Annotated in this window: 20 protein-coding genes and 1 tRNA gene; 18 read left to right on the top strand and 3 right to left on the bottom strand. The window is 36.4% G+C overall.

Features of this window, described 5'->3' with window-relative positions; genetic code table 11:
* Positions 1 to 2: 2 nt before the first annotated feature.
* Together FFM68_RS10730 and FFM68_RS10725 are read left to right on the top strand one after the other, a co-directional pair.
* Positions 3 to 76, top strand: a tRNA-Asn gene (locus FFM68_RS10730).
* A gap of 100 nt (positions 77 to 176) precedes the next feature.
* Positions 177 to 530: an iron-sulfur cluster biosynthesis family protein gene (locus tag FFM68_RS10725; RefSeq protein ID WP_137619325.1), complete on the top strand. Its 354-nt coding sequence runs from the start codon at positions 177 to 179 to the stop codon at positions 528 to 530.
* Between the two features lie 23 nt (positions 531 to 553).
* Here FFM68_RS10725 and FFM68_RS10720 read toward each other — a convergent pair whose 3' ends face one another.
* Positions 554 to 1,174, bottom strand: a complete 621-nt coding sequence (locus tag FFM68_RS10720; protein ID WP_137619324.1) for a flavin reductase family protein — start codon at positions 1,172 to 1,174, stop codon at positions 554 to 556.
* 10 nt (positions 1,175 to 1,184) lie between these two features.
* Positions 1,185 to 2,159 carry a ring-cleaving dioxygenase gene (locus FFM68_RS10715; RefSeq protein WP_137608603.1) on the bottom strand — a complete coding sequence of 325 codons (975 nt, stop codon included), beginning with the start codon at positions 2,157 to 2,159 and terminating at the stop codon, positions 1,185 to 1,187.
* 123 nt (positions 2,160 to 2,282) lie between these two features.
* On the opposite strand from FFM68_RS10715, the gene FFM68_RS10710 reads away from it, so the two are divergent.
* On the top strand, positions 2,283 to 2,927 hold the full coding sequence (locus FFM68_RS10710; RefSeq protein ID WP_137619323.1) for an HAD hydrolase-like protein: 645 nt from the start codon (positions 2,283 to 2,285) through the stop codon (positions 2,925 to 2,927).
* 44 nt (positions 2,928 to 2,971) lie between these two features.
* Here the strand turns inward: FFM68_RS10710 and apf are convergent, their stop codons facing one another.
* A complete protein-coding gene (apf, locus tag FFM68_RS10705) occupies positions 2,972 to 3,592 on the bottom strand; it encodes an aggregation-promoting factor (protein WP_137619322.1) in 621 nt (206 codons plus the stop codon).
* Between the two features lie 807 nt (positions 3,593 to 4,399).
* Here apf and FFM68_RS10700 point away from each other — a divergent pair.
* The 15 genes from FFM68_RS10700 to FFM68_RS10635 all read left to right on the top strand — a co-directional run bounded on the left by FFM68_RS10700 (position 4,400) and on the right by FFM68_RS10635 (position 19,417).
* The gene (locus tag FFM68_RS10700; RefSeq protein ID WP_307723209.1) at positions 4,400 to 5,734 is read left to right on the top strand and encodes a L,D-transpeptidase family protein; all 1,335 of its coding nucleotides are present in this window, start codon (positions 4,400 to 4,402) and stop codon (positions 5,732 to 5,734) included.
* Between the two features lie 566 nt (positions 5,735 to 6,300).
* Positions 6,301 to 7,092 (top strand): YveK family protein, encoded by a 792-nt coding sequence (locus FFM68_RS10695; RefSeq protein WP_137619320.1) that lies wholly within the window; start codon positions 6,301 to 6,303, stop codon positions 7,090 to 7,092.
* Between the two features lie 10 nt (positions 7,093 to 7,102).
* The gene (locus FFM68_RS10690; RefSeq protein ID WP_137619319.1) at positions 7,103 to 7,810 is read left to right on the top strand and encodes a CpsD/CapB family tyrosine-protein kinase; all 708 of its coding nucleotides are present in this window, start codon (positions 7,103 to 7,105) and stop codon (positions 7,808 to 7,810) included.
* Positions 7,811 to 7,993: 183 nt separating this feature from the next.
* Positions 7,994 to 9,223, top strand: a complete 1,230-nt coding sequence (locus FFM68_RS10685) for an O-antigen ligase family protein (protein WP_137619318.1) — start codon at positions 7,994 to 7,996, stop codon at positions 9,221 to 9,223.
* Positions 9,189 to 10,289, top strand: coding sequence for a glycosyltransferase family 4 protein (locus FFM68_RS10680; RefSeq protein WP_137619317.1), 1,101 nt, complete (start codon positions 9,189 to 9,191; stop codon positions 10,287 to 10,289). The genes FFM68_RS10685 and FFM68_RS10680 overlap by 35 nt, the downstream gene beginning before the upstream one ends.
* 165 nt (positions 10,290 to 10,454) lie before the next feature.
* Positions 10,455 to 10,700: a polysaccharide biosynthesis protein gene (locus FFM68_RS10675; protein WP_137619316.1), complete on the top strand. Its 246-nt coding sequence runs from the start codon at positions 10,455 to 10,457 to the stop codon at positions 10,698 to 10,700.
* Positions 10,701 to 10,874: 174 nt separating this feature from the next.
* Complete coding sequence (locus FFM68_RS10670; protein WP_167483484.1) at positions 10,875 to 11,870, top strand: hypothetical protein; 996 nt, start codon at positions 10,875 to 10,877, stop codon at positions 11,868 to 11,870.
* A 94-nt stretch (positions 11,871 to 11,964) separates the two neighbouring features.
* Positions 11,965 to 12,126 (top strand): hypothetical protein, encoded by a 162-nt coding sequence (locus tag FFM68_RS13120; protein WP_167483483.1) that lies wholly within the window; start codon positions 11,965 to 11,967, stop codon positions 12,124 to 12,126.
* Positions 12,119 to 13,939, top strand: coding sequence for a polysaccharide biosynthesis protein (locus FFM68_RS10665; RefSeq protein ID WP_137619314.1), 1,821 nt, complete (start codon positions 12,119 to 12,121; stop codon positions 13,937 to 13,939). The genes FFM68_RS13120 and FFM68_RS10665 overlap by 8 nt, the downstream gene beginning before the upstream one ends.
* A 14-nt stretch (positions 13,940 to 13,953) precedes the next feature.
* Positions 13,954 to 14,583, top strand: a complete 630-nt coding sequence (locus tag FFM68_RS10660) for an acetyltransferase (protein WP_137619313.1) — start codon at positions 13,954 to 13,956, stop codon at positions 14,581 to 14,583.
* Positions 14,584 to 14,587: 4 nt separating this feature from the next.
* A complete protein-coding gene (locus FFM68_RS10655) occupies positions 14,588 to 15,709 on the top strand; it encodes a DegT/DnrJ/EryC1/StrS family aminotransferase (protein WP_137619312.1) in 1,122 nt (373 codons plus the stop codon).
* Positions 15,699 to 16,319, top strand: coding sequence for a sugar transferase (locus tag FFM68_RS10650; protein ID WP_137619311.1), 621 nt, complete (start codon positions 15,699 to 15,701; stop codon positions 16,317 to 16,319). The genes FFM68_RS10655 and FFM68_RS10650 overlap by 11 nt, the downstream gene beginning before the upstream one ends.
* Positions 16,319 to 17,419, top strand: a complete 1,101-nt coding sequence (locus FFM68_RS10645) for a glycosyltransferase family 4 protein (RefSeq protein ID WP_137619310.1) — start codon at positions 16,319 to 16,321, stop codon at positions 17,417 to 17,419. Before FFM68_RS10650 ends, FFM68_RS10645 begins: the two co-directional genes overlap by 1 nt.
* On the top strand, positions 17,412 to 18,554 hold the full coding sequence (locus FFM68_RS10640) for a glycosyltransferase (RefSeq protein WP_137619309.1): 1,143 nt from the start codon (positions 17,412 to 17,414) through the stop codon (positions 18,552 to 18,554). The genes FFM68_RS10645 and FFM68_RS10640 overlap by 8 nt, the downstream gene beginning before the upstream one ends.
* A complete protein-coding gene (locus FFM68_RS10635; protein ID WP_137619308.1) occupies positions 18,554 to 19,417 on the top strand; it encodes a glycosyltransferase in 864 nt (287 codons plus the stop codon). The genes FFM68_RS10640 and FFM68_RS10635 overlap by 1 nt, the downstream gene beginning before the upstream one ends.
* The last annotated feature ends 137 nt before the right edge of the window (positions 19,418 to 19,554 follow it).

The following is a 19,554-nucleotide window of genomic DNA, read 5'->3' as shown; positions in this document are numbered from 1 at the left end:
ATTCCGGCATAGCTCAGTTGGTAGTAGCGCATGACTGTTAATCATGATGTCGTAGGTTCGAGTCCTACTGCCGGAGTCTTAAAGACAATCTTTTGATTGTCTTTTTTTGTTGTAAGCAAAGTATTTAGTGTGATCAATAAAATCGTGCTATGCTTCTGTATGAGGTGATGAGTGACATGCATTTAAATATAGCGGATGAGTTAGTAAAACAACTTGAGAAATATCAAGGTAGTCGGATTGTTTTAGATTTGGATGATGGTGTAGGAAGATACTCTAAATCTGGCAGTTGTGCATTGAATATCAGTTTTCGTTTGCTGATTTTGGATAAAGATCAGGATGATTCGGATTATACATTGGATATTGAAAGTATTATCGGTAATATTCCAATCAAAGAGCATTCTAAATTATATCTAGAGGACGAGATGTCTTTGGTTTTTGATCCACGAATGTCGTTGATCAAATTAAAAGGGCCAAGTGGCATGATTGATGGGAATGTACAGATTATTGATTTACGTAAAAATAAGGAATGAACTCAACTGAGTTCATTCCTTATTTATTTTGGTCGTTTGAGATCTAACGTTTCTGCTATATGACTGTATGTGTTTCCAGCTAAACGAGCTAAGGGATTAAATGTCATTGAATCAATATATTCTTTTTCTTGGTCAAAAATAGTTTCTTCAAAATGATAATTCAAAACTTCTAGGATAAATAAGTCGCTGATAATGGTTTGCTTATGATCTTTGACTGGGATATATTGATGCAGGCGAACTTCAAAACGAATGGGGGCCGCTTGAATAGCTGGAACAGCAACTTCTTGGCTAGCTAGTAAAATAAGATTACTTTTGTCCAATTCGCTTTCATTGGAAGGTAATGAAGCAGCAGATTGATTCATCTCGGCCAGCACAGTATCATTCACTAAATGGATGACACCTTCTTTTTGCCGCAGCAAGTTATGTGCAGTGTCTTTCATCTTTTGATCGATTCGATTGATGGAAAGGCTGACTAAGGGAAGCTCTTTCGCAACAACGTTGAAATAACTGAATGGCGCGGCATTTACCACGTCGGTTTCTGGATTAATCGTTGTAATCCAAGCAATCGGGCGTGGAATGACACTACCAGTCAAAAATTTATAATTTTGTTTGCTCGTTAGGTCTTTAGCAGAATAAAAGAGCATATTTTTCTCCTTATTGACGTTTTTTGTTGGCGTCAGATGTGTCGAATGGACGAACATAGTCCTCGATTTCTTCACGTTTTGATTGTAGATGTGGTGGCAAGGATAAAATTTCTCCTGCGTGTTCATATGTTTCGTCTTGTAAAAATCCAGGACCGTCTGTTGCTAGTTCAAATAGAACGTGTGGAGCAGCTAAGAAATATTCTGATTGGAAGTAGAAGCGATCAACAAAACCTGAATTTGGAAATTCTAAAGAATTGATTTTTTCAATCCAATCGCGTAGGGCCTCGTCATCAGCAACTCGCAAAGCTAAGTGGTGAACATTCCCATAACCTTCTTGAGCTGGGATCATATCGGGCTGATCATCTACAATAATCGTCGCACCATTGCCGCCTTCGCCAACTTCAAATTGGTGCAAAGTATCTTCTGCAGCAGTTTCTTTAAATCCTAATAGATTTTCTAATACTAATTTCAAGTGTTCAAATTTTGCGACAGTAACGATTACTGGTCCTAAACCAAAGATTCCATGTTCAGCTGGAACATTTGAATTTTTCCACGGAGTTCCGCCAGCAACACCCTGATTTTTTTCATCAGAAACTAATTGGAACAATTGATCATCATAGTCATGGAATTCTAAATATTTTTTACCGAAGCGTTCTTTGATTTCACCATGAGCAACGTTCAGTTCTGAAAAACGTTGTGCCCAATAATCTAATGAAGCATCTGTCGGTACACGGAAGCCGGTCCGAGAAATACTGTTTGTTCCTTTAGATCCTTTTGGAATTTGCGGGAAGTCAAAGAATGTCATATCTGTCCCAGGAGCACCGGCATCATCAGTAAAGTATAAATGATAAGTCTCGATATCGTCTTGGTTGACGGTTTTTTTGATCATGCGTAAGCCTAAAATATCTGTAAAGAAGCGATAATTTTTTTCGGCACTAGAAGTCATAGCTGTAACGTGGTGTAATCCGCGAATTTGTGTATCCATAATAAATTCCTCCTTGAATCTTACTAAAAGTAAGTATAGGTGTAAGAGCTTTTTTTAGCAAGAATTTTGTCTCCTATTGATATTTATTAGTAGAATCAGTAGGATGGAAGCAGGAGGTAGACGATGAAAAATATTGTTTTGTTTGATTTAGATGGAACATTGACCGATTCTAGCGAAGGAATCTTGAATAGTATTTGTTATATGCTGGAAAAACAAGGCTTGATGATTCCTGATACAGAGACGTTGCACAGCTTTATTGGCCCACCATTAGGGGAATCGTTACAGGAATTGTATGAATTGACTGAGGCTGAGTCAAAAAAAGCTGTAAAACTTTATCGAGATCATTATGCTGAATATGGAATTAAACAGTTGACCATATATGCGGGAATCGACAAAGTGTTGGCGGAACTAGCAAAAGAGTACCCGTTAGTGTTGGCCACTTCTAAACCGGAGATATTTGCTAAACAGATCCTTGAAAATACTGGATTGTCGGGGTATTTTACTGGAATTTTTGGTGCAGATTTAATTGGCGGGCGCTCAAAGAAGACAGATGTGATTGCTTATGCATTGAAACAATCTTCAGCCACCGCCGGAGTAATGGTTGGTGACCGAAAATTTGATATTATCGGAGCGAAGGAAAATCGTTTAATGAGTATTGGTGTTTTATACGGCTTTGGAGATCAGCAAGAATTGATTGCCGCTGGAGCAGATCAAATCGTGGCAAGGGTGGACGAATTGCCTGCTGCAATAAAAAGTAGTTTCAAATAGAAAAAAATCCCTCATATGAGGGATTTTTTTGAGTAGTTTTCGATTTAGTACCAACCGTTTGCTTGCCAGAAAGCTTGAGCGCCTTCCCAAGAACCATAACGAGAAGTTACATATTGGTCAGCAACGCGTTCTTGGTTTGCTGCAGAGTAGTCACCGTTTAAGTATGAAGCTGATAATTGGTAACGTCCGATGTATTGACCGTTTGTCGCTGTGTATGAACCGCTAGATTCGCGTTGTGCGATCCATTCTTTTGCTGAGTTGGTGCTTGCTGCAGTTGTAGCTGTCGCCGCTTGAGTTGCTGTTGCTTGTGCTGTCTGTGCTGTCTGTGTTGTTTGTTGTTCAGTTTGTTGAACAGGTGCTACTTCTTGAGTAGTAGTTTGGACAGGAGCTGTTTGTTCTGGAACAGCTGTCGCCGCCGTACCTTCAGCATCTGCATCGATCGTTAAGGTTTGACCTTCAAAGATCATGTGAATATTCGAGATGTTGTTTTCCTTAGCGATTGAATCGACTAAACTGTTGTCGCCAGCAAATTTAACAGAGATTTTTGATAATGTGTCTCCAGATTGAACAGTATAGCTTTCAGCTGCGTGTGCATCTGTTCCTAGTGCGAATACTGCACCGGCTGTTAGTAAAGTTGTAAGTACAAGAGTTTTTCCAAATTTCATTATGTAAATTCCTCCAAAAAGTTTTTGATTTTGAATCAGTCAATTTCGACTACGAGACATACTTTACCATCCTTCTGTGTGTCTGTGGTTATAAACCAGTGACAAGAAGTTACAGTCCAGTGTATGAATGTAACAAATTATGTCTAAAATAGTCTCTTTTGAAATACTTAAACTCTTTTAAAAATGTGCGAAAAAGGCTGTTTGACGAGGGATATAGGAACTATTTTTTGTTATAGATGTCTGAAAGCGGTAGCGAAAATTGCAACATTGAAACTCGAATGTAAAAAAACAGAGAATTTTATAGGGAATAAATAGAAAAAATAGGCGAAGATTCTTAAGAAAAGGTAAACGCGTAAAGATCGAATAAGAAAAGTGAAGGACATTTTTGGTGCAACGTTCAACTTGGTCTTATAATAGTAAGAAAAGTTCTAGTAAATTGGTGTCTCAAATTTTGACTTGCGTCTATGATTGAAGTAGTAAAGAATGGGAATCATTTTTTAAGCAAGACAATTTATTTTCAAACGATCATTGTTTTAAACTCATTTTTGACTAAAATATCATATAAATAATTCTGCTTTATAAAATGGCGTACATTTACTAAGAAAATATAAAATATTAGAGAATACTGGTTACTTCTTTGGTAGAATATGATGGTAACAAAAGTTTTCTATTTCTGAGGCTGCGGGGGTAGCTGGTATAAAGTAGAATCATTTAATGAAGAAAAGTGAGGATATATTTTTGAGAAGGTTTGGGGAAGATTTTTTTCAGCAGAAGACGAAAAGAATAGTTATTATAGGTTTAACGGTATTGTTGGTAGTAGTTAGTTTTTATTCATTTAAGAGTATTCAGTATGCAGATCGATTTTTACCAAAGACTGAGATCAACCATATCGATGTTGGCGGATTAACAGTTGATCAAGCGAATAAGAAAATAGATGCGGAGTTATCGGATGCACCGTTCGCCATTCAGTTAAACAATACGCTTTGGAAGAAAATCAAGCGAAGCGAGTTTGGCTGGCAACAAGATTATATGAATGAACTTATCGGGATCAAAGAGCAACAAGCGCCTTTTGCTTGGGGAATCCGATTGTTTTCAGGAAGTCAGCATCAATTAGCAAGTACATATGATCAAACACAAGTAAATCAATTAATAGAAAATTTTGGTGCAACACTTCTTCAAGCAAATTTAACACGTATTCCAACGAAAAATGCCTCGATCGAATGGGGAAAGAAGAGTTTTGTGATCGTACCAGAGAAAAAAGGGAACACGATCGATGTTGTAGTAGTCCAAAAGGTATTAAAACAGAATTTGGAAAATGGAAAACAATCAGTCGATGCAGAAGATTATTATGCACAACCAGTTCTGACAAAAAATGACAGCAACTTGAAAAAGCAAAAAGACAAATTAAATCAGTTTGCTAAAATGAAAGCATCTTATACAATCAGTGGACAGCAAGTTAAAATTCCTTCAACTGAACTTCAAAGCTGGTTGACTACGAATGAACAGGCAGAGATATCACTGAATCAAGAAAAAGTGACAGCCTTTGTAACAAAATTAAACGATGAATATAATACGAAAGTCAATGCTACACAGTTTAATAGTACGCGTCGTGGAAGTGTTGCTGTTCCGGCAGGTATCTATAGCTGGTCAGTCAATATTCCAGCAGAGGTCAATGAATTGAGTGCTCAAATTTTAAAAGGAGAAGATTTTAATCGTGTTCCAATCGTAGAGAGCGATGCTCCGAATGTTCAAACAACGATCGGCAATACGTATATGGAAATCGATCTGCAGAACCAACATATGTGGTACTACAAAGAAGGAAACGTCCAATTTGAAACAGATATCGTCAGCGGAAAACCTTCAACTCCAACTCCGCCAGGCTTAAATTATTTGGTAAGCAAATCAACGGATCAAGTATTACGTGGATTTAATGATGACGGCTCCAAGTATGCCAGCCCAGTAAGCTACTGGATGCCGATCGACCATACAGGTGTCGGTATCCATGATTCCAATTGGCAAAGTGCCTACGGAGGAGATTTATGGTTGTCTCGCGGATCCCATGGCTGTCTCAATACACCGCCGGAGAGAATGGCTGAATTATATCCAATTCTTGAAGTAGGAACACCAGTATTTGTATTTTAAATAAAGTAGAGAAAACGCGCTAATGTGTATTAGCGCGTTTTTTATTTTGCTTAAAAATAATTCAAATTATTGGTCCAGGTTTTGACTAGACTTTGCAAAAAAAAATCAGTCATTAGCATTAGTAAGTGAAAGGTTGTTCTCTCTAATGATATACTCAAAAATCAAAAAAAATAAATGAGGAAAAGGTGATATATTCGGCTTTTTTTAATAGAAGAATGAAAGGGGGATAGGGCATTTCTTTTATCTTTTTATTCTCAATATTTTCGAGTATAATGGGTTCAAATTGTCTAAATATGCAGAAAATTCGAAGGTGTAGAGGTATTTATCCAAAATGTGGTTATAAACAGCAGATGAAATAATGCGAATAGCAGAGATTTCAGGATAATTGATTGTAAAGGATAATTAAATTGAAGTGAGAGAATTTTGGATCGAGTAAAGGTCTCTTTAATAAGGAATATTTTGAGTTATGGATGTATTAGTTGAAATACAAACGAAGATATTCCAAGGTTTTACTGGTCAATCGGCTCATATCTAAGATCAACTAACAGAAAGCGAGAAAATAATCGATGGAAGAAACTATTAGTATCAAAAATATTGTAAGGATTTTGCGGGAACGGATGGTTTTGATTTTTATCTGTATCTTCGTAGGATTGGCACTAGCAGGTTCGGTGACTTTTTTCTTGATTACACCAAAGTTTAGTTCCCAAGCACAGTTGATTGTGAAGATGCCTCGGACAGATAATGCTGCGGGGACAGGTGATGTTAATACAAATTTGCTGATGATTAATACTTATAAGGATATGATCAAAGGTGATTTGGTCATGAATACGGTGAAAGATCATCTGAAAGCTGAATATGATTTGGATAAATCAGTTAATGGATTAAAATCATCTGTTCAGGTTATTCAATCGGAAAATTCACAAATGTTTTCCATCGTTGCTACTGGTACGAATGCAATCGATGCCAAGCACATAGCGAATATGACTGCCCGAGTCTTTCAAGAGAGCGCGAAGGATGTTTTAGATGTAGATAAGATATCTATTACATCCAATGCTCGGGCTAACACGACGCAAATCTCACCGAATAATAAATTGAATTTAGCTATTGGATTGGTGGTGGGGATGATGGTAGGTGTGGGTCTAGCATTTTTACTAGAATTTTTGGATCGTACTGTCAAAAATAGTCAGTTCATAACGGAGGATTTAGATTTTATCATTTTGGGTACTGTTTCTGAAATGAGCACCAAGGAACTAAAAAATTCAATCAAACCTGAAATGCCAAAAAATAAAGCGTTGAGCCAACCAGATGAGAATAGTAGTAATGAAAATTTTTCCCGTCGTAAACGGCCGCGTGTCTAGGAGGATCGTCATGAAGAAAAAATCACATCGCAGACATACCTTGGAAAACAGTTCAGCGGTCAGTTTGATCTCAGTTGCTGACAAGTCATCACAAATCTCAGAACAATATCGGACGATTCGAACAAATATCCAATTTGCTTTATCTGCCGACCAACAGATCCAAACAATCGTTGTCACGTCTTCTGGACCGTCAGAAGGCAAGTCGACCACGGCTGCCAATTTAGCTGTAGTTCTCGCTGATTCTGGGCAAAAAGTACTGTTAATCGATGCCGATATGCGTAAACCAACTGTGCACGAAAGCTTTAGTTTACTGAATTCTAACGGATTAAGTGTGGTGCTGACTACTAAGCACAGTGTTTTGGAATCTGTTCAACCATCAGGTATCGAGGATTTAACTATCTTAACTAGTGGACCCAAGCCGCCAAATCCGTCAGAGTTATTGGGATCGGCTCGTATGAATCAAGTAATTGAGGAAGCTCGCAGTCATTATGATGCTATTATTTTCGATATGCCTCCAATCGTTGCGGTAACTGATGCCCAGTTGATGGCATCACAAGCAGATGGCACGATTTTAGTAGTCCGGGAGAATGTCACGAGTAAGGAATCTTTAGCCAAAGCGAAAGAATTATTAGCGATGGTTCAAGCCCGCGTACTTGGAGTCGTTTATAACGGGGTTCAAAAGACAAAGGATCAAGACTATTATTACAGCAATAAATAAAGGTATAAAAGTTTTAAAAAAGGTCTTCGATTTAAAATAGTAAGTTTCAAGTAAGAGTCAAAATGAGTTGAAGAAGGCCAATATCATAGATCTAGCTTAGATCCGTTAGTTACAGATGTTGAAAATATCGCTAACAAGTGGTGGAAAACAAGGAATCATTATTACTAGAGGAGGTAGCTCTGCGTGGAAAAGAAAAAAATATCCGTGATTTTACTGAGCCTATCTTTAATTACCCTTTTTTTTCCGCCAATTATAATAAGTATTGCAGGTTTTGGGTTAGTAATTCCTATTGGAGAAATCTTCCTCTATCTTTCTGTCGCATTTAGAATTAAATTCAATGCGAGAATAAAAATTGATCGAGTCCTGCTTTTGTACGGTTTGTATATTTACTTTTCTTTTTTCTCATTGATAAATTCGATCTCAGTTTCAAGATTCGTAATTGGATTTCAATGGTATGTGACAGGTTTCGTTGCATTAGCTTTAGTGGCGAGAGCGACCCAAAATAAAAAAGAGATTCTTTTACTTGTTCGGTCTTTTTATTTAGGCATAATCCTATTAGCGCTGCAAGTAATCGCGAATACATTGTTTGTGAATGGAGGGCGTTTTTTAGTTGGCAACAAGATCCAACTTAGTATCGGTGGTAGTAATTTCCTTGCAACTTTTTTCCTGTTTTTGATCCCATTAGGGTTTAATTATTTTTTGGAAAAAAAAAGGATTCGCTATTTTGCTATTTTTACGTTGGCTATGGTTGGGCTGGTGTATACAGCTTCAAGAAGTGCGTTGCTGATTGCTATAGGATATATACTTATTAAAATCATTTTAGTTCTTTTTTCAAGACACATCTCAGTTCCAAGAAAGATCCAATCTTTATTAACAGTTAGCGTATTAATTGGATTAGTATCGTGGAGCATCAAAGATTTTATTTTAGAGCAATTCAGTTATGGAAGATTCGATGACCTAAGTGAACAAGGCAATTTATTGTCACGAGTACAGGTGTTTGAAGTATATTGGGAGAAATTTATCAGTCATCCCATTTTAGGAAATGGCTATTTGAATGTAGAAGACGATCAAGTTTTTCTGATGGCTCATAATTGGCCGCTGCAATTTTTAGCAGATGGAGGATTTCTTTCTACGTTGCTGATCATCGGTGTAGTTTTTTATCTAGTATGGACTGCGTATAATACAGCAAGAAATATGAATGATAGGGCAGAGTTGGATGTAGAGATCAAACGATTTCCAGTTGGGTATTTTGAAGGGTTGATTCTTTTTCTAGTTCATGGTTTCTTTGAACCTAATTTCAATTCCAAATTAGGTCTGATAATTGTTTTTTCTGGCTATGGATTAACTAAATTAATTAAAAATATGGAGGTAGAATCTAATGAAAAAAATAACGATCTTTTTCCCCGCTTATAGGAAAGTTCCCAGTGGGGGGTACAAGATTTTATATCAATATGCCAATCTTTTAGCACGAGATGGCTACGAAGTTTCATTAGTTCACGCTTTAGGAATGCCCAATGATCCTAAACAAAACACCTCTGTAAATAGAATGAAGTTGATGATCAAAAAAAGTTTGAATTGGTTACGAGTCTATGCACCAAATACAGTTTCTTGGTTTCCGTTAGATGATCGGATCAAAGTAATAAATTTAAGAGAAGTGATAGAAAAAAACTTTCCTGAAGGAGATATTCTAATAGCAACAGCTTGGCAGACAGCTGAACTGATCAAGGATTTTTCGATTAATAAAGGGAAAAAAATATACTTTGTCCAAGGAATGGAAAATTGGGAAATTGATGATGCACGGCTGATCGATACTTGGAAATCAAATATGGAAAAAATAGTCGTTTCCAAATGGTTGCAAAAACAACTACTGGATCAGAATGTGGCTAGTCAGGTAGTTCCTAATTTTATCAACAGCAATGAGTTTTATGTCAGCAATCCGATAAAGGAAAGAAAGTTAGTCATTTCGATGTTGTACCACAAAGTTCCTTGGAAGGGTTCTGACATTGGGCTTCAAGTTATCAATAAGTTAATGGATGATTATCCAGAAATAGAAGTTCTTGTTTTTGGTGTTGCTGCACGGCCTAATGAACTCAGAGAAGAGATTACTTATTTTGAAAATCCTAATGTCGATGACTTGCGTGAGAAAATCTACAATAAATCTATGATCTACTTAATGACATCCAGATCTGAAGGTTGGGGGTTGACCGCTACTGAAGCTATGGCATGTGGTGCAGCTTTGGTTACAACGGATTCTGGCGGAGTCGGTGATTTTGCAATCAATAATGAGACGGCTTTAGTTGCGGCTATTGATGATGTGACAGACTTAGTAAACAAAGTAGAAGCGCTGATTGATGATCCTGCGCTACGCTACAAATTAACCGACAATGGCTTAGCCGTCGTAAAAAAATTCAATATCGAATATTCTTACAAAAAATTTGAGCATGTTATTGCTGGATTGAATAGAAACGAGCTTAGTTGATTAGGTTGACAGCACAAAATGCCGGAAAGTCTTTGCAAAAAGTCTTTCTCAATCAAAGAGTAAATCTATGATTTTTTTGATCCTATTTTCAAAATAAGTATTCTGCTCATGATTTTTAAGTATTGATCGTGGCAAAAGCGGGGACTATCCAGAACGGAGCTTAGTATGAAAAAAGCTTTTATGAAGAATTTATCCTTCTCATTTATTAGTAATATTGTTGTCCTACTGACCTCAGCATTAAGCATATTTATTTTACCTAAATTTATGGCTGTTGAGGAGTTTGGACTATATCAGTTGTATTTATTGTATTTTTCTTATTCAGGTCTGCTGCAATTAGGGTGGGCAGATGGGATATTTTTAAAATACGGCGGGCTGCAGTATGACGATATCGACAAAAGAGAAATCAAATAACATTTTATTTACAGCTTGATTTATAGTGCGCTGATCTCTGCTATAGTGGCGGTATTTTTAATACTTTACAGATCTTTTGATTTAAAGAATCTGATTTTGATCGTTTCGATAGTGATCACTGTCGTAACTACACCAAGAGGAATCTTGTATTACATATTACAAGGAACCGGAAGGATGAAAGAATATTCAGCTTCGGTCATTTTGGGCAGATTGTTTTTCTTGCTTTCAATCATTGGATTAGTGATCACTCACAAAACGGATTTTATCCTGCTGATACTTTGTGAGCTTCTCTCCCAATTACTAGCGTTAATGCTTTCAATGTATAACATGAGAGATATTTTCAAAGTTCGGATACTTGGTTTAAGAGAATTTGCACCTTCGATACGAACAAGTATCAATATAGGATTTAAATTGTTAGTAGCCAACATCGCTTCTCAGTTAATGCTTGGTCAAAATAGATTTGCCATTGAATCTCATTGGGGGATAAAAGTTTTTAGTGAAGTCTCATTGACTTTGAGTATTTCTAACCTTGTTCTGATTTTTATGAACTCTGCCAGCATCGTAGTTTTTCCATTTTTAAAAAGAATCGGAATAGAAAAAATGCGGAGTATCTTTTTCTATATTAGTAATGCTATTTCAGTATTTTCTTCACTCACACTTATTCTTTACTATCCGTTAGTAATGATCATTGCTCTCTGGCTGCCGCAATACGAGAACAGTATTCAATTTATGGGGATTCTTTTTCCGATAATCATCTTTGAGGGAAAGAATTCGATCCTGTTGCTGACCTATTTAAAAGCATTAAGAAAAGAAAAATTCATCATGCTCAGCAATATTATATCTGTCTTATTTTCATTATTTTTGGTAGTAATCTCAATTTATGTATTTGATTCTCTAAAAATCATGCTGATTTTTATCGTGGTATCGCTAGGATTCAGAATGTACTTCAATGAATTTTTCTTGAGCCGTTTTCTAAGTGTAAAAATGACAAGAAATGTTAAACGCGGTATCTTGTTAGAAATTTTATTGGTAGCAACATTTATCGTAATGAATCTTATCGCTGTTTCTGAATTATATAAGTTAGGAGTAATCGTTGCTTTGATTCTTATCTTTGTATTAGTAAATAAAGCTGATCTTAGAAAAGTATACGAAGAGATCTTTCTTAAATAAAATTTTCAATTGGAATTGTCTGATGTAGGCTAAGAGCTGGCAATTCACATGAAAGAGGCAGTACAGTGATTAGAATTGAAGGAGTGACCGATAGATGAAAGTGAAACAAGTTATTAGCAATTTCGGTACCGAAGAAGGGATACAGGTACAACGGCTGGAAAATGAGCTGGTGAATAAGAACTTGATGAGGGATTCAAACCTTAAAGTATTAAATAGAAAAAGTTTCGATTGTTCTAGGGGGAAGCATTATGTTTGAACTGACAAGAAAGGAAAAAATTGAAATCCTGATAGTGGTAGATAGTGTAATGATTATTTTTGCTAATATCATTGCTCACTTTTTTATGAAACCGTTCATACATAATGATCTTGATTTTCTTGTAATAGCCACTATTACGATGGTGATCATGTATCTTATTTTTGGAACAATCTTTAAGGTGTTTTCTCGAATCAATCGCTATCTGAATCTGAAGGAAATAAAAGCAATCTTTTTTGCCTTGACCTTGACGTCACTTTTTACGATGGGTGGGCTGATACTTTTTCAAGATGATCGGTTAAGCCGCAGGTTTGGCTTTTTTACATATATTTTAACCATGTTGCTGATAATGGGGGTAAGACTATTATGGCGTATGTATGTTGAATACCATAATAGAGAAGTGAAGGATCCTAGTATCGTGAAGCGAACATTGATTGTCGGTGCTGGAGAAGGCGGTCGAATCCTGATCAACAGCTTTCTTGGTTCAAAAACCGCAGGAGATATCAACGTAGTCGGTTTTGTAGATGATGATCCTAATAAACAAAAAACCTACCTCTCGGGCGAAAAAGTTCTTGGGAAAATTGCGGATCTTCCTAAACTAGTCGATGAATACAATATCGACATGGTAACGATTGCGATTCCTTCTTTGACCCGAAAAGCGTTACAAAATATTTTTGAATTATTACGAGATAAAAAAGTGATGGTCAATACGATGCCATCAATGGAAGCCTTGGCCTCTGGGCGAGTAAATATTTCTCATTTGACAGAAATCGATGTGATCGACCTTTTAGGAAGAGAAGAAGTTAAACTGGATGTCGACTCGATCAAAGATAAGCTAACAGATAAAACGATTCTGATTACGGGTGCGGGCGGATCGATTGGCTCTGAGATCTGTCGCCAAGTAACACAGTTCAATCCTGCCAGATTGATCATGTTGGGACACGGTGAGAACTCTATCTATCAAATTCATGGAGAAATGTTGACGCGGTTTAAAGATAAATCGACTGAATTTATTCCAGTCATTGCAGATATCCAAGACCGTAAACGGATTTTTGAAATCATGGAAAAATACAAACCGGATACGGTCTATCATGCCGCGGCACATAAACACGTCCCAATGATGGAGTATAACCCGCGAGAAGCAGTAAAAAATAATGTGTTTGGAACTAAAAATGTTGCTGACGCGTCTAAGGCGAGCCATGTTGAACATTTTGTAATGATCTCTACTGATAAAGCGAACAATCCGCCAAATGTGATGGGGTCTACTAAGCGTATGGCGGAGATGATTGTAACGGGATTGAATGGCTCCGGCATCACTAAATTTTCTGCTGTGCGTTTTGGAAATGTCTTAGGTTCTCGCGGCAGCGTGATCCCACTCTTCAAGAAACAATTAGCTCAAGGCGGTCCGCTGACAGTGACTGATTTTAGGATGACTCGCTATTTTATGACGATTCCAGAAGCCAGTCGTTTGGTAATCCAAGCTGGAGTATTGGCTAAAGGTGGTGAGATCTTTGTATTGGATATGGGCGAATCTGTGAAAATCCTGGATCTGGCTAAAAATATGATTAGGCTCAGCGGATACTCAGAAGACGAGATTGAGATCATTGAAACGGGGATTCGGCCGGGGGAAAAATTGTATGAAGAATTGTTGTTAGACAAAGAGCGTAAAGAAGAGAAAGTTTATGACAAAATTTTTGTTGGAAATATCAAAGGATATTCGATCCAAAAAGTGATGGATTTTGTGGATCATCTGCCAAAGGATGACCATGAATTAGCCAAAGAAGTTGTTTGTTTTGCGAATGCTTCGAATAAGTAGAAACAGGTGATTGGATGGAAATAATAATTGTCGGAGCAGGTGGTTTTGCTAAAGAAATAGCCTTCTTACTAGCACGCCTGCCTGAACATGAATTAGTTGGTTTTGTAGATGATAATTATGATTCTATTTCAAAGAAAGTTTATGGGAAACCGGTTATTGGACCCGTTGAAATTTTGGAACGGTATCAGAAGAGAATAGGAGTTGTTATCGGGATTGCTAAACCCGCTATCAAAAAAAGAATTTATCAGCAGTTATCGAGTAATCCAAATCTTGTTTATCCAAATTTAATTGATTCCAATGTTTTATTGGGATATCAAGTGACGTTTGGAGTAGGAAATGTAGTTATGGCAAATTCAACTTTTACAGCGGATATTCAATTTGGAGATTTTAATATGATCAATATTGGTTCAACAATCGGTCATGATACGGCAATGGGAGATTTTAATACGTTGTATCCGACTATCAATGTTTCAGGAAATGTTAGGATCGGTAATGAAAATGAAATTGGGGTGGGAACGAAAATAATTCAAGGAATTAGGATCGGTGATCAAAATATTATTGGTGCTGGAACGGTATTGATTCGTGATGCTGATAATAGAGGGAAATATGTTGGAGTTCCCGCTAAAGAAATAGAAAGCTGGTAGAAAAATGAAGAAGAACAAAATTTTATTGTCATCACCGCATATGAGTGATGAAGGATATGAACAAGAATTTATCAAAGAAGCATTTGATACAAACTGGATTGCGCCTTTAGGAGCTAATGTTGATGGATTCGAAAAAGAGCTTGCAGAACATGTAGAAATTGGCAATGCAGCTGCCTTAGTTTCGGGGACAAGTGCGATTCACTTAGCCTTGAAAGCTGTTGGTGTGGGCGTTGGTGATAAGGTGATTTGTCAGTCACTCACCTTTGCGGCCTCTGTTAATCCGATAATTTATGAAGGAGCTGTCCCTATATTTGTAGATAGTGATCTAGAGTCTTGGAACATGGATCCAAAATTATTGGAAGCAGCTTTGACAAAACATCCTGATGTAAAAGCAGTCATTGCCGTTCATTTATACGGGGTGTCTGCTGAATTAGATGAAATCAAAACGATTTGTGATCGATTTAATGTCCCCCTGATTGAAGATGCGGCGGAATCTTTAGGTACTTTGTATAAAGGCAAACAGACAGGAACCATTGGGAAAGTTGGGGTTTTCTCATTCAATGGAAACAAGATCATTACAACTTCAGGCGGCGGAATGCTCATTTCCGATGATGCGGAATTGGTAAGCAAAGTTCGATTCTGGTCTACTCAATCTCGCGAAAAAGAACGTCACTATGAACATAAAGAAATTGGTTATAATTATCGTATGAGTAACATTGTTGCGGGAATCGGACGCGGTCAGCTGAAAGTATTAGATGAACGAGTTGCACAAAAACGTGCGATTTATGCGTACTATAAAAAAATGCTCGCTGATTTGCCTGGAATTCATTTCATGCCAGAAAATACTTGGAACGAGCCTAACTGTTGGCTTTCAGTTGTTTACTTTGATGGGATTGATCCGACTATTTTGATGGATGCGTTAGCAAACGAAAATATCGAGTCTAGACCTGTATGGAAACCCATGCATTTGCAACCTGTTTTTAAAAAATACGATGTATTTGGCGGAGAAGTATCAGAAATGTTATTCGCAAAAGGAATCTGTCTTCCATCTGACTCGAAAATGACTATTGAAGATTTGGAACGCACAACGAGTATTATAAAACGAGCTGTTAACGATGAAGCATAATAGTTTCTATGGAAAATATATTAAACGACTCTTAGATCTTATTTTTTCTGGGATTGGTTTAATAGTACTGGCTCCAGTTTTTTTGATCATCACGGTACTCGTTCGGTTAAGGTTAGGCGCACCGGTCATTTTTAAACAAGAACGTCCTGGGAAAAATGAAAAAATCTTTCTAATGTATAAATACCGAACGATGAATGATACACGAGACAGTTCAGGAAAGTTATTGCCGGATGATGAGCGACTCACAAAATTTGGAAAACTATTGCGTTCTACAAGTTTGGACGAGCTGCCTGAATTATGGAATATTTTTAAAGGAGATATGAGTATCGTCGGTCCAAGACCACTACTTGTGGAATATTTACCGCTATATAATAAAGAACAAAGAAGAAGACATTTGGTCAGACCTGGATTAACTGGACTGGCTCAAGTAAATGGAAGAAATACAGTGTCTTGGGCAGATAAATTCAAGTTTGATAACAGATATATTGAAACGTTAAGTCTATTTAACGATATCAAGATTATTGGCAAGACAATGATTAAAGTTTTTATCCGAGAAGGAATATCTGCCGATGATAATATAACTGTTCAGAAGTTTGAAGGGAATAAGTAATGAAAATAATTTTGATACTGGCAAATAACGACATGGGATTATATAAATTCAGAAAAGAATTACTATTGTCTCTTACTAAAAAATATAAAGTAATTGTTTTGATACCGGGAGGTCCGTACATAGCTGATATTGAGGCTCTTGGCTGTGAAGTGCAGCAAATTGATTTGGATAGGAGAGGGATGAATCCGATTAATGAGCTCAAACTTTTTTTTCAGTATCAAAAAACTATCAAGCGAATAAACCCTTCGTGTATTTTACTATATACAATCAAGCCTAATATCTATGGAGGAATTGCAGCACGCATGAACAAAATTCCTTGTCTTGCGAATATAACAGGTATGGGAACAGCCCTTGGAACTAGCGGACCGACTCAAAAGTTATTAATTCAAATGTACAAGCTTGCTTTCAAGAACATTAACACGGTTTTTTTCCAAAATAAACCGAACATGGATTTTTTCTTAGACAATAAAATTATTCAAACCAATGGGACCTTGATTCCAGGATCGGGTGTGAACCTAACCCAATTCACTCAACTACCATACCCATCAGATGAAACTGCTATAAAGTTCGTCTTCATTTCTCGGATAATGAAGGAAAAAGGAATTGATGAGTATTTAACGGCGGCTGAAAGAATTAAAGCGGAATATAAAAATGTTGAATTTCATATCTGCGGTTTTTTAGAAGATGACTATGTAGATAAACTCAAAACATATGAAAGTGCGGGAGTTATCAATTATCATGGCTTGGTTCCAGATATAAGTCAATTTTTAAAAGACATGCACTGTACCATCCATCCTTCTTACTATCCTGAAGGGATTTCAAATGTATTACTTGAAAGTGCAGCGTCTTGCAGACCAATCATTACAACTGATCAACCAGGGTGTAAAGATGTTGTTAAGGAAGATGGATTTAATGGTTACATCTTTGAAGCAAAACAAACCGATCAACTAGTAGAAAAAATTCGAGCCTTTATCCAGTTGTCCTATTCAGAAAAACAACAGATGGGAATCAATGGAAGAAAATTTGTGTCTGAAAAATTTGATAGAGACATCGTAGTCAATCGGTATCTTCAAACTATAGAGGAAATAGTCCATGAATAAAAACAAAAACACTAATCAGATAATAAAAATTGTTCATGTATTTGGCGCCCTTGATCGAGGTGGATCAGAGACTATGATCATGAATCTGTATAGAGTTATCGATAAAGATAGATTTCAATTTGATTTTATCAAGCATACAGAAACTATTGGCGCTTATGAAGCGGAGATAAGACAATTAGGTGGAAATATATTTTCAGTCCCCAGATACACCATTTATAATCATAGGCACTATGTCACCGCTTGGAATAATTTAATTACAGATCATCCGGAGTGGGATATTGTTCATGCACACATGAGAAGTACAGCACATATGTATACGAAGCTCTTAAAAAAAGCGGATAAAAAAGTTATTATCCACAGTCATAGTGCTTCAGAAAACAAAGGGATAAAAGGTAGCGTCCAACAATTCTATCAACGAAATATAACGGAGTTTGCGGATATATTGCTGGCTACTTCTAAAGCGGCGGGGAATTATCTCTTTCGAAAAAAAGAATTCAACGTGATTTCAAATGGTTTTTGTGTTTCAGACTTCAAGTTTGATATACATAAAAGGACCAACATCCGAGCTTCTTTAAAAATTGCAGATCAAACGCTTTTGTTAGGCATGGTTGGTAGACTTGACAAGGTGAAAAATCATGGATATATCATTGATGTGTTGACTGAATTTAATCAAATGACGCATGATTGGCGCTTACTGATTATTGGCAAAGGAAAATTAGAAGACAACATCAAACAGACACTGAAGGCTAGAAAGTTACTTGGAAATACTATTTTTATTGAATCAACTGATGAGATGAGCAGCTATTATTCGAGTATGGATGTCTTACTTTTTCCTTCACTCAGAGAAGGATTAGGCAATGTGGCAATTGAAGCACAGGCAAATGGTCTGAATGTTGTTTCTTCGAACACCGTTCCTTTGGAGACAAATATAACCGATCGGATAGAGTATTTGCCAATCGATAAAAAATCTATGAACAAATGGGTCAGAAAAATAGAGTCTATTTATACTGAGGATAAAGACTCGTATATTGAATCTAGAACTAGATACAATGAAATTATTGAGCAAACAGAATTTGAACTGAGCAAAAATGTCAGATTTTATGAAAAAGTATATGGCGATTTAGGAGAGCATTGATGAATATCTCATTTATTATTGTAAACTACAATACAGGCGACGTATTGTTGGAATGCGTCGAATCTTTAAGAGCAAACAAAAGTTTAGAAAAATTTGCTTTTGAAATAGTCATTGTCGACAATAATTCTACAAAAGTAGAAAAAGAAAAATTAAGCAGATTATTTGGAAATGAAAACGAGATTCAATTGCTTTTTCTTGATGATAACTATGGATTTGGCTATGCGAATAATCGAGGAAGCGAAGCGGCACAATCTGATATTGTTTGCTTTATTAACAGTGATGTCACAGTAGTAGATACAGATTTTGACTTGTTGATGGAGGAAGTAAGGAAAGAAAATAGCGGGATTGTTTCATCAGTGATTCTTAATTCAGATGGTTCGCTTCAATCGGCGGGTTTCTCTAGCCCAACTTTATTAGGAGAAATCAATCAAAATATTTTTTTCAAAAACTTTAATTTTAGAAAAAAAAGGATTCGTTTGCCAAAAACAGGAAAACAAGAAGTCGGTTGGATATCAGGAGCTTTTTTTTTATGTAAGAGAAAGGATTATATAGAAATCGGCGGTTTTGATGAGCAGATATTTATGTACTCTGAAGATGTTGATTTATCTTTGCAATTCAAAGAGAACTCAAAACAAAATATCGTATGCTTAGCAACCCACATTTATCATAATCAAACAAAAAAGGAATACCATGAGCGTTTAAAAACTATTCTTTTAGATAGAAGGAAAAATTATTACTATGTTTTAAAAAAACACGCTATATTTAGCGAAAGAGAACTAGTATTTGTCAAATTATTGAATACATTTAATATCTATGCAATAGTGTTGCAAAAATTCATTAAGAATAGGCTGAAGGGCAAATGAATTTGACGATTCTGATCGTACTAAATACTAAAGTCGTATTTAGTAATTCGAATCATTCGTCCATCAATTATTTAGAAGTTCCGTCCTAAGAAAGATAAATACGAATATTATCCGACTTTGAGCATCTTGATGGCCGC

The sequence above is a fragment of the Enterococcus xiangfangensis genome (genome assembly GCF_005405365.1).
Classification (GTDB): Bacteria; Bacillota; Bacilli; order Lactobacillales; family Enterococcaceae; genus Enterococcus_A; species Enterococcus_A xiangfangensis.
Note: the sequence above shows the minus strand (reverse complement) of the source record. Positions and strands in the feature narration are given on the sequence as shown.

What these genes read in the sequence shown, in the direction of transcription:
- FFM68_RS10725 (WP_137619325.1), top strand. Translation starts at nt 177, where the DNA reads ATGCATTTAAATATAGCGGATGAGTTAGTAAAACAACTTGAGAAATAT.
- FFM68_RS10720 (WP_137619324.1), bottom strand. Translation starts at nt 1,174, where the DNA reads ATGCTCTTTTATTCTGCTAAAGACCTAACGAGCAAACAAAATTATAAA.
- FFM68_RS10715 (WP_137608603.1), bottom strand. Translation starts at nt 2,159, where the DNA reads ATGGATACACAAATTCGCGGATTACACCACGTTACAGCTATGACTTCT.
- FFM68_RS10710 (WP_137619323.1), top strand. Translation starts at nt 2,283, where the DNA reads ATGAAAAATATTGTTTTGTTTGATTTAGATGGAACATTGACCGATTCT.
- apf (WP_137619322.1), bottom strand. Translation starts at nt 3,592, where the DNA reads ATGAAATTTGGAAAAACTCTTGTACTTACAACTTTACTAACAGCCGGT.
- FFM68_RS10695 (WP_137619320.1), top strand. Translation starts at nt 6,301, where the DNA reads ATGGAAGAAACTATTAGTATCAAAAATATTGTAAGGATTTTGCGGGAA.
- FFM68_RS10690 (WP_137619319.1), top strand. Translation starts at nt 7,103, where the DNA reads ATGAAGAAAAAATCACATCGCAGACATACCTTGGAAAACAGTTCAGCG.
- FFM68_RS10680 (WP_137619317.1), top strand. Translation starts at nt 9,189, where the DNA reads ATGAAAAAAATAACGATCTTTTTCCCCGCTTATAGGAAAGTTCCCAGT.
- FFM68_RS10675 (WP_137619316.1), top strand. Translation starts at nt 10,455, where the DNA reads ATGAAAAAAGCTTTTATGAAGAATTTATCCTTCTCATTTATTAGTAAT.
- FFM68_RS10670 (WP_167483484.1), top strand. Translation starts at nt 10,875, where the DNA reads ATGAAAGAATATTCAGCTTCGGTCATTTTGGGCAGATTGTTTTTCTTG.
- FFM68_RS13120 (WP_167483483.1), top strand. Translation starts at nt 11,965, where the DNA reads ATGAAAGTGAAACAAGTTATTAGCAATTTCGGTACCGAAGAAGGGATA.
- FFM68_RS10665 (WP_137619314.1), top strand. Translation starts at nt 12,119, where the DNA reads ATGTTTGAACTGACAAGAAAGGAAAAAATTGAAATCCTGATAGTGGTA.
- FFM68_RS10660 (WP_137619313.1), top strand. Translation starts at nt 13,954, where the DNA reads ATGGAAATAATAATTGTCGGAGCAGGTGGTTTTGCTAAAGAAATAGCC.
- FFM68_RS10655 (WP_137619312.1), top strand. Translation starts at nt 14,588, where the DNA reads ATGAAGAAGAACAAAATTTTATTGTCATCACCGCATATGAGTGATGAA.
- FFM68_RS10650 (WP_137619311.1), top strand. Translation starts at nt 15,699, where the DNA reads ATGAAGCATAATAGTTTCTATGGAAAATATATTAAACGACTCTTAGAT.
- FFM68_RS10645 (WP_137619310.1), top strand. Translation starts at nt 16,319, where the DNA reads ATGAAAATAATTTTGATACTGGCAAATAACGACATGGGATTATATAAA.
- FFM68_RS10640 (WP_137619309.1), top strand. Translation starts at nt 17,412, where the DNA reads ATGAATAAAAACAAAAACACTAATCAGATAATAAAAATTGTTCATGTA.
- FFM68_RS10635 (WP_137619308.1), top strand. Translation starts at nt 18,554, where the DNA reads ATGAATATCTCATTTATTATTGTAAACTACAATACAGGCGACGTATTG.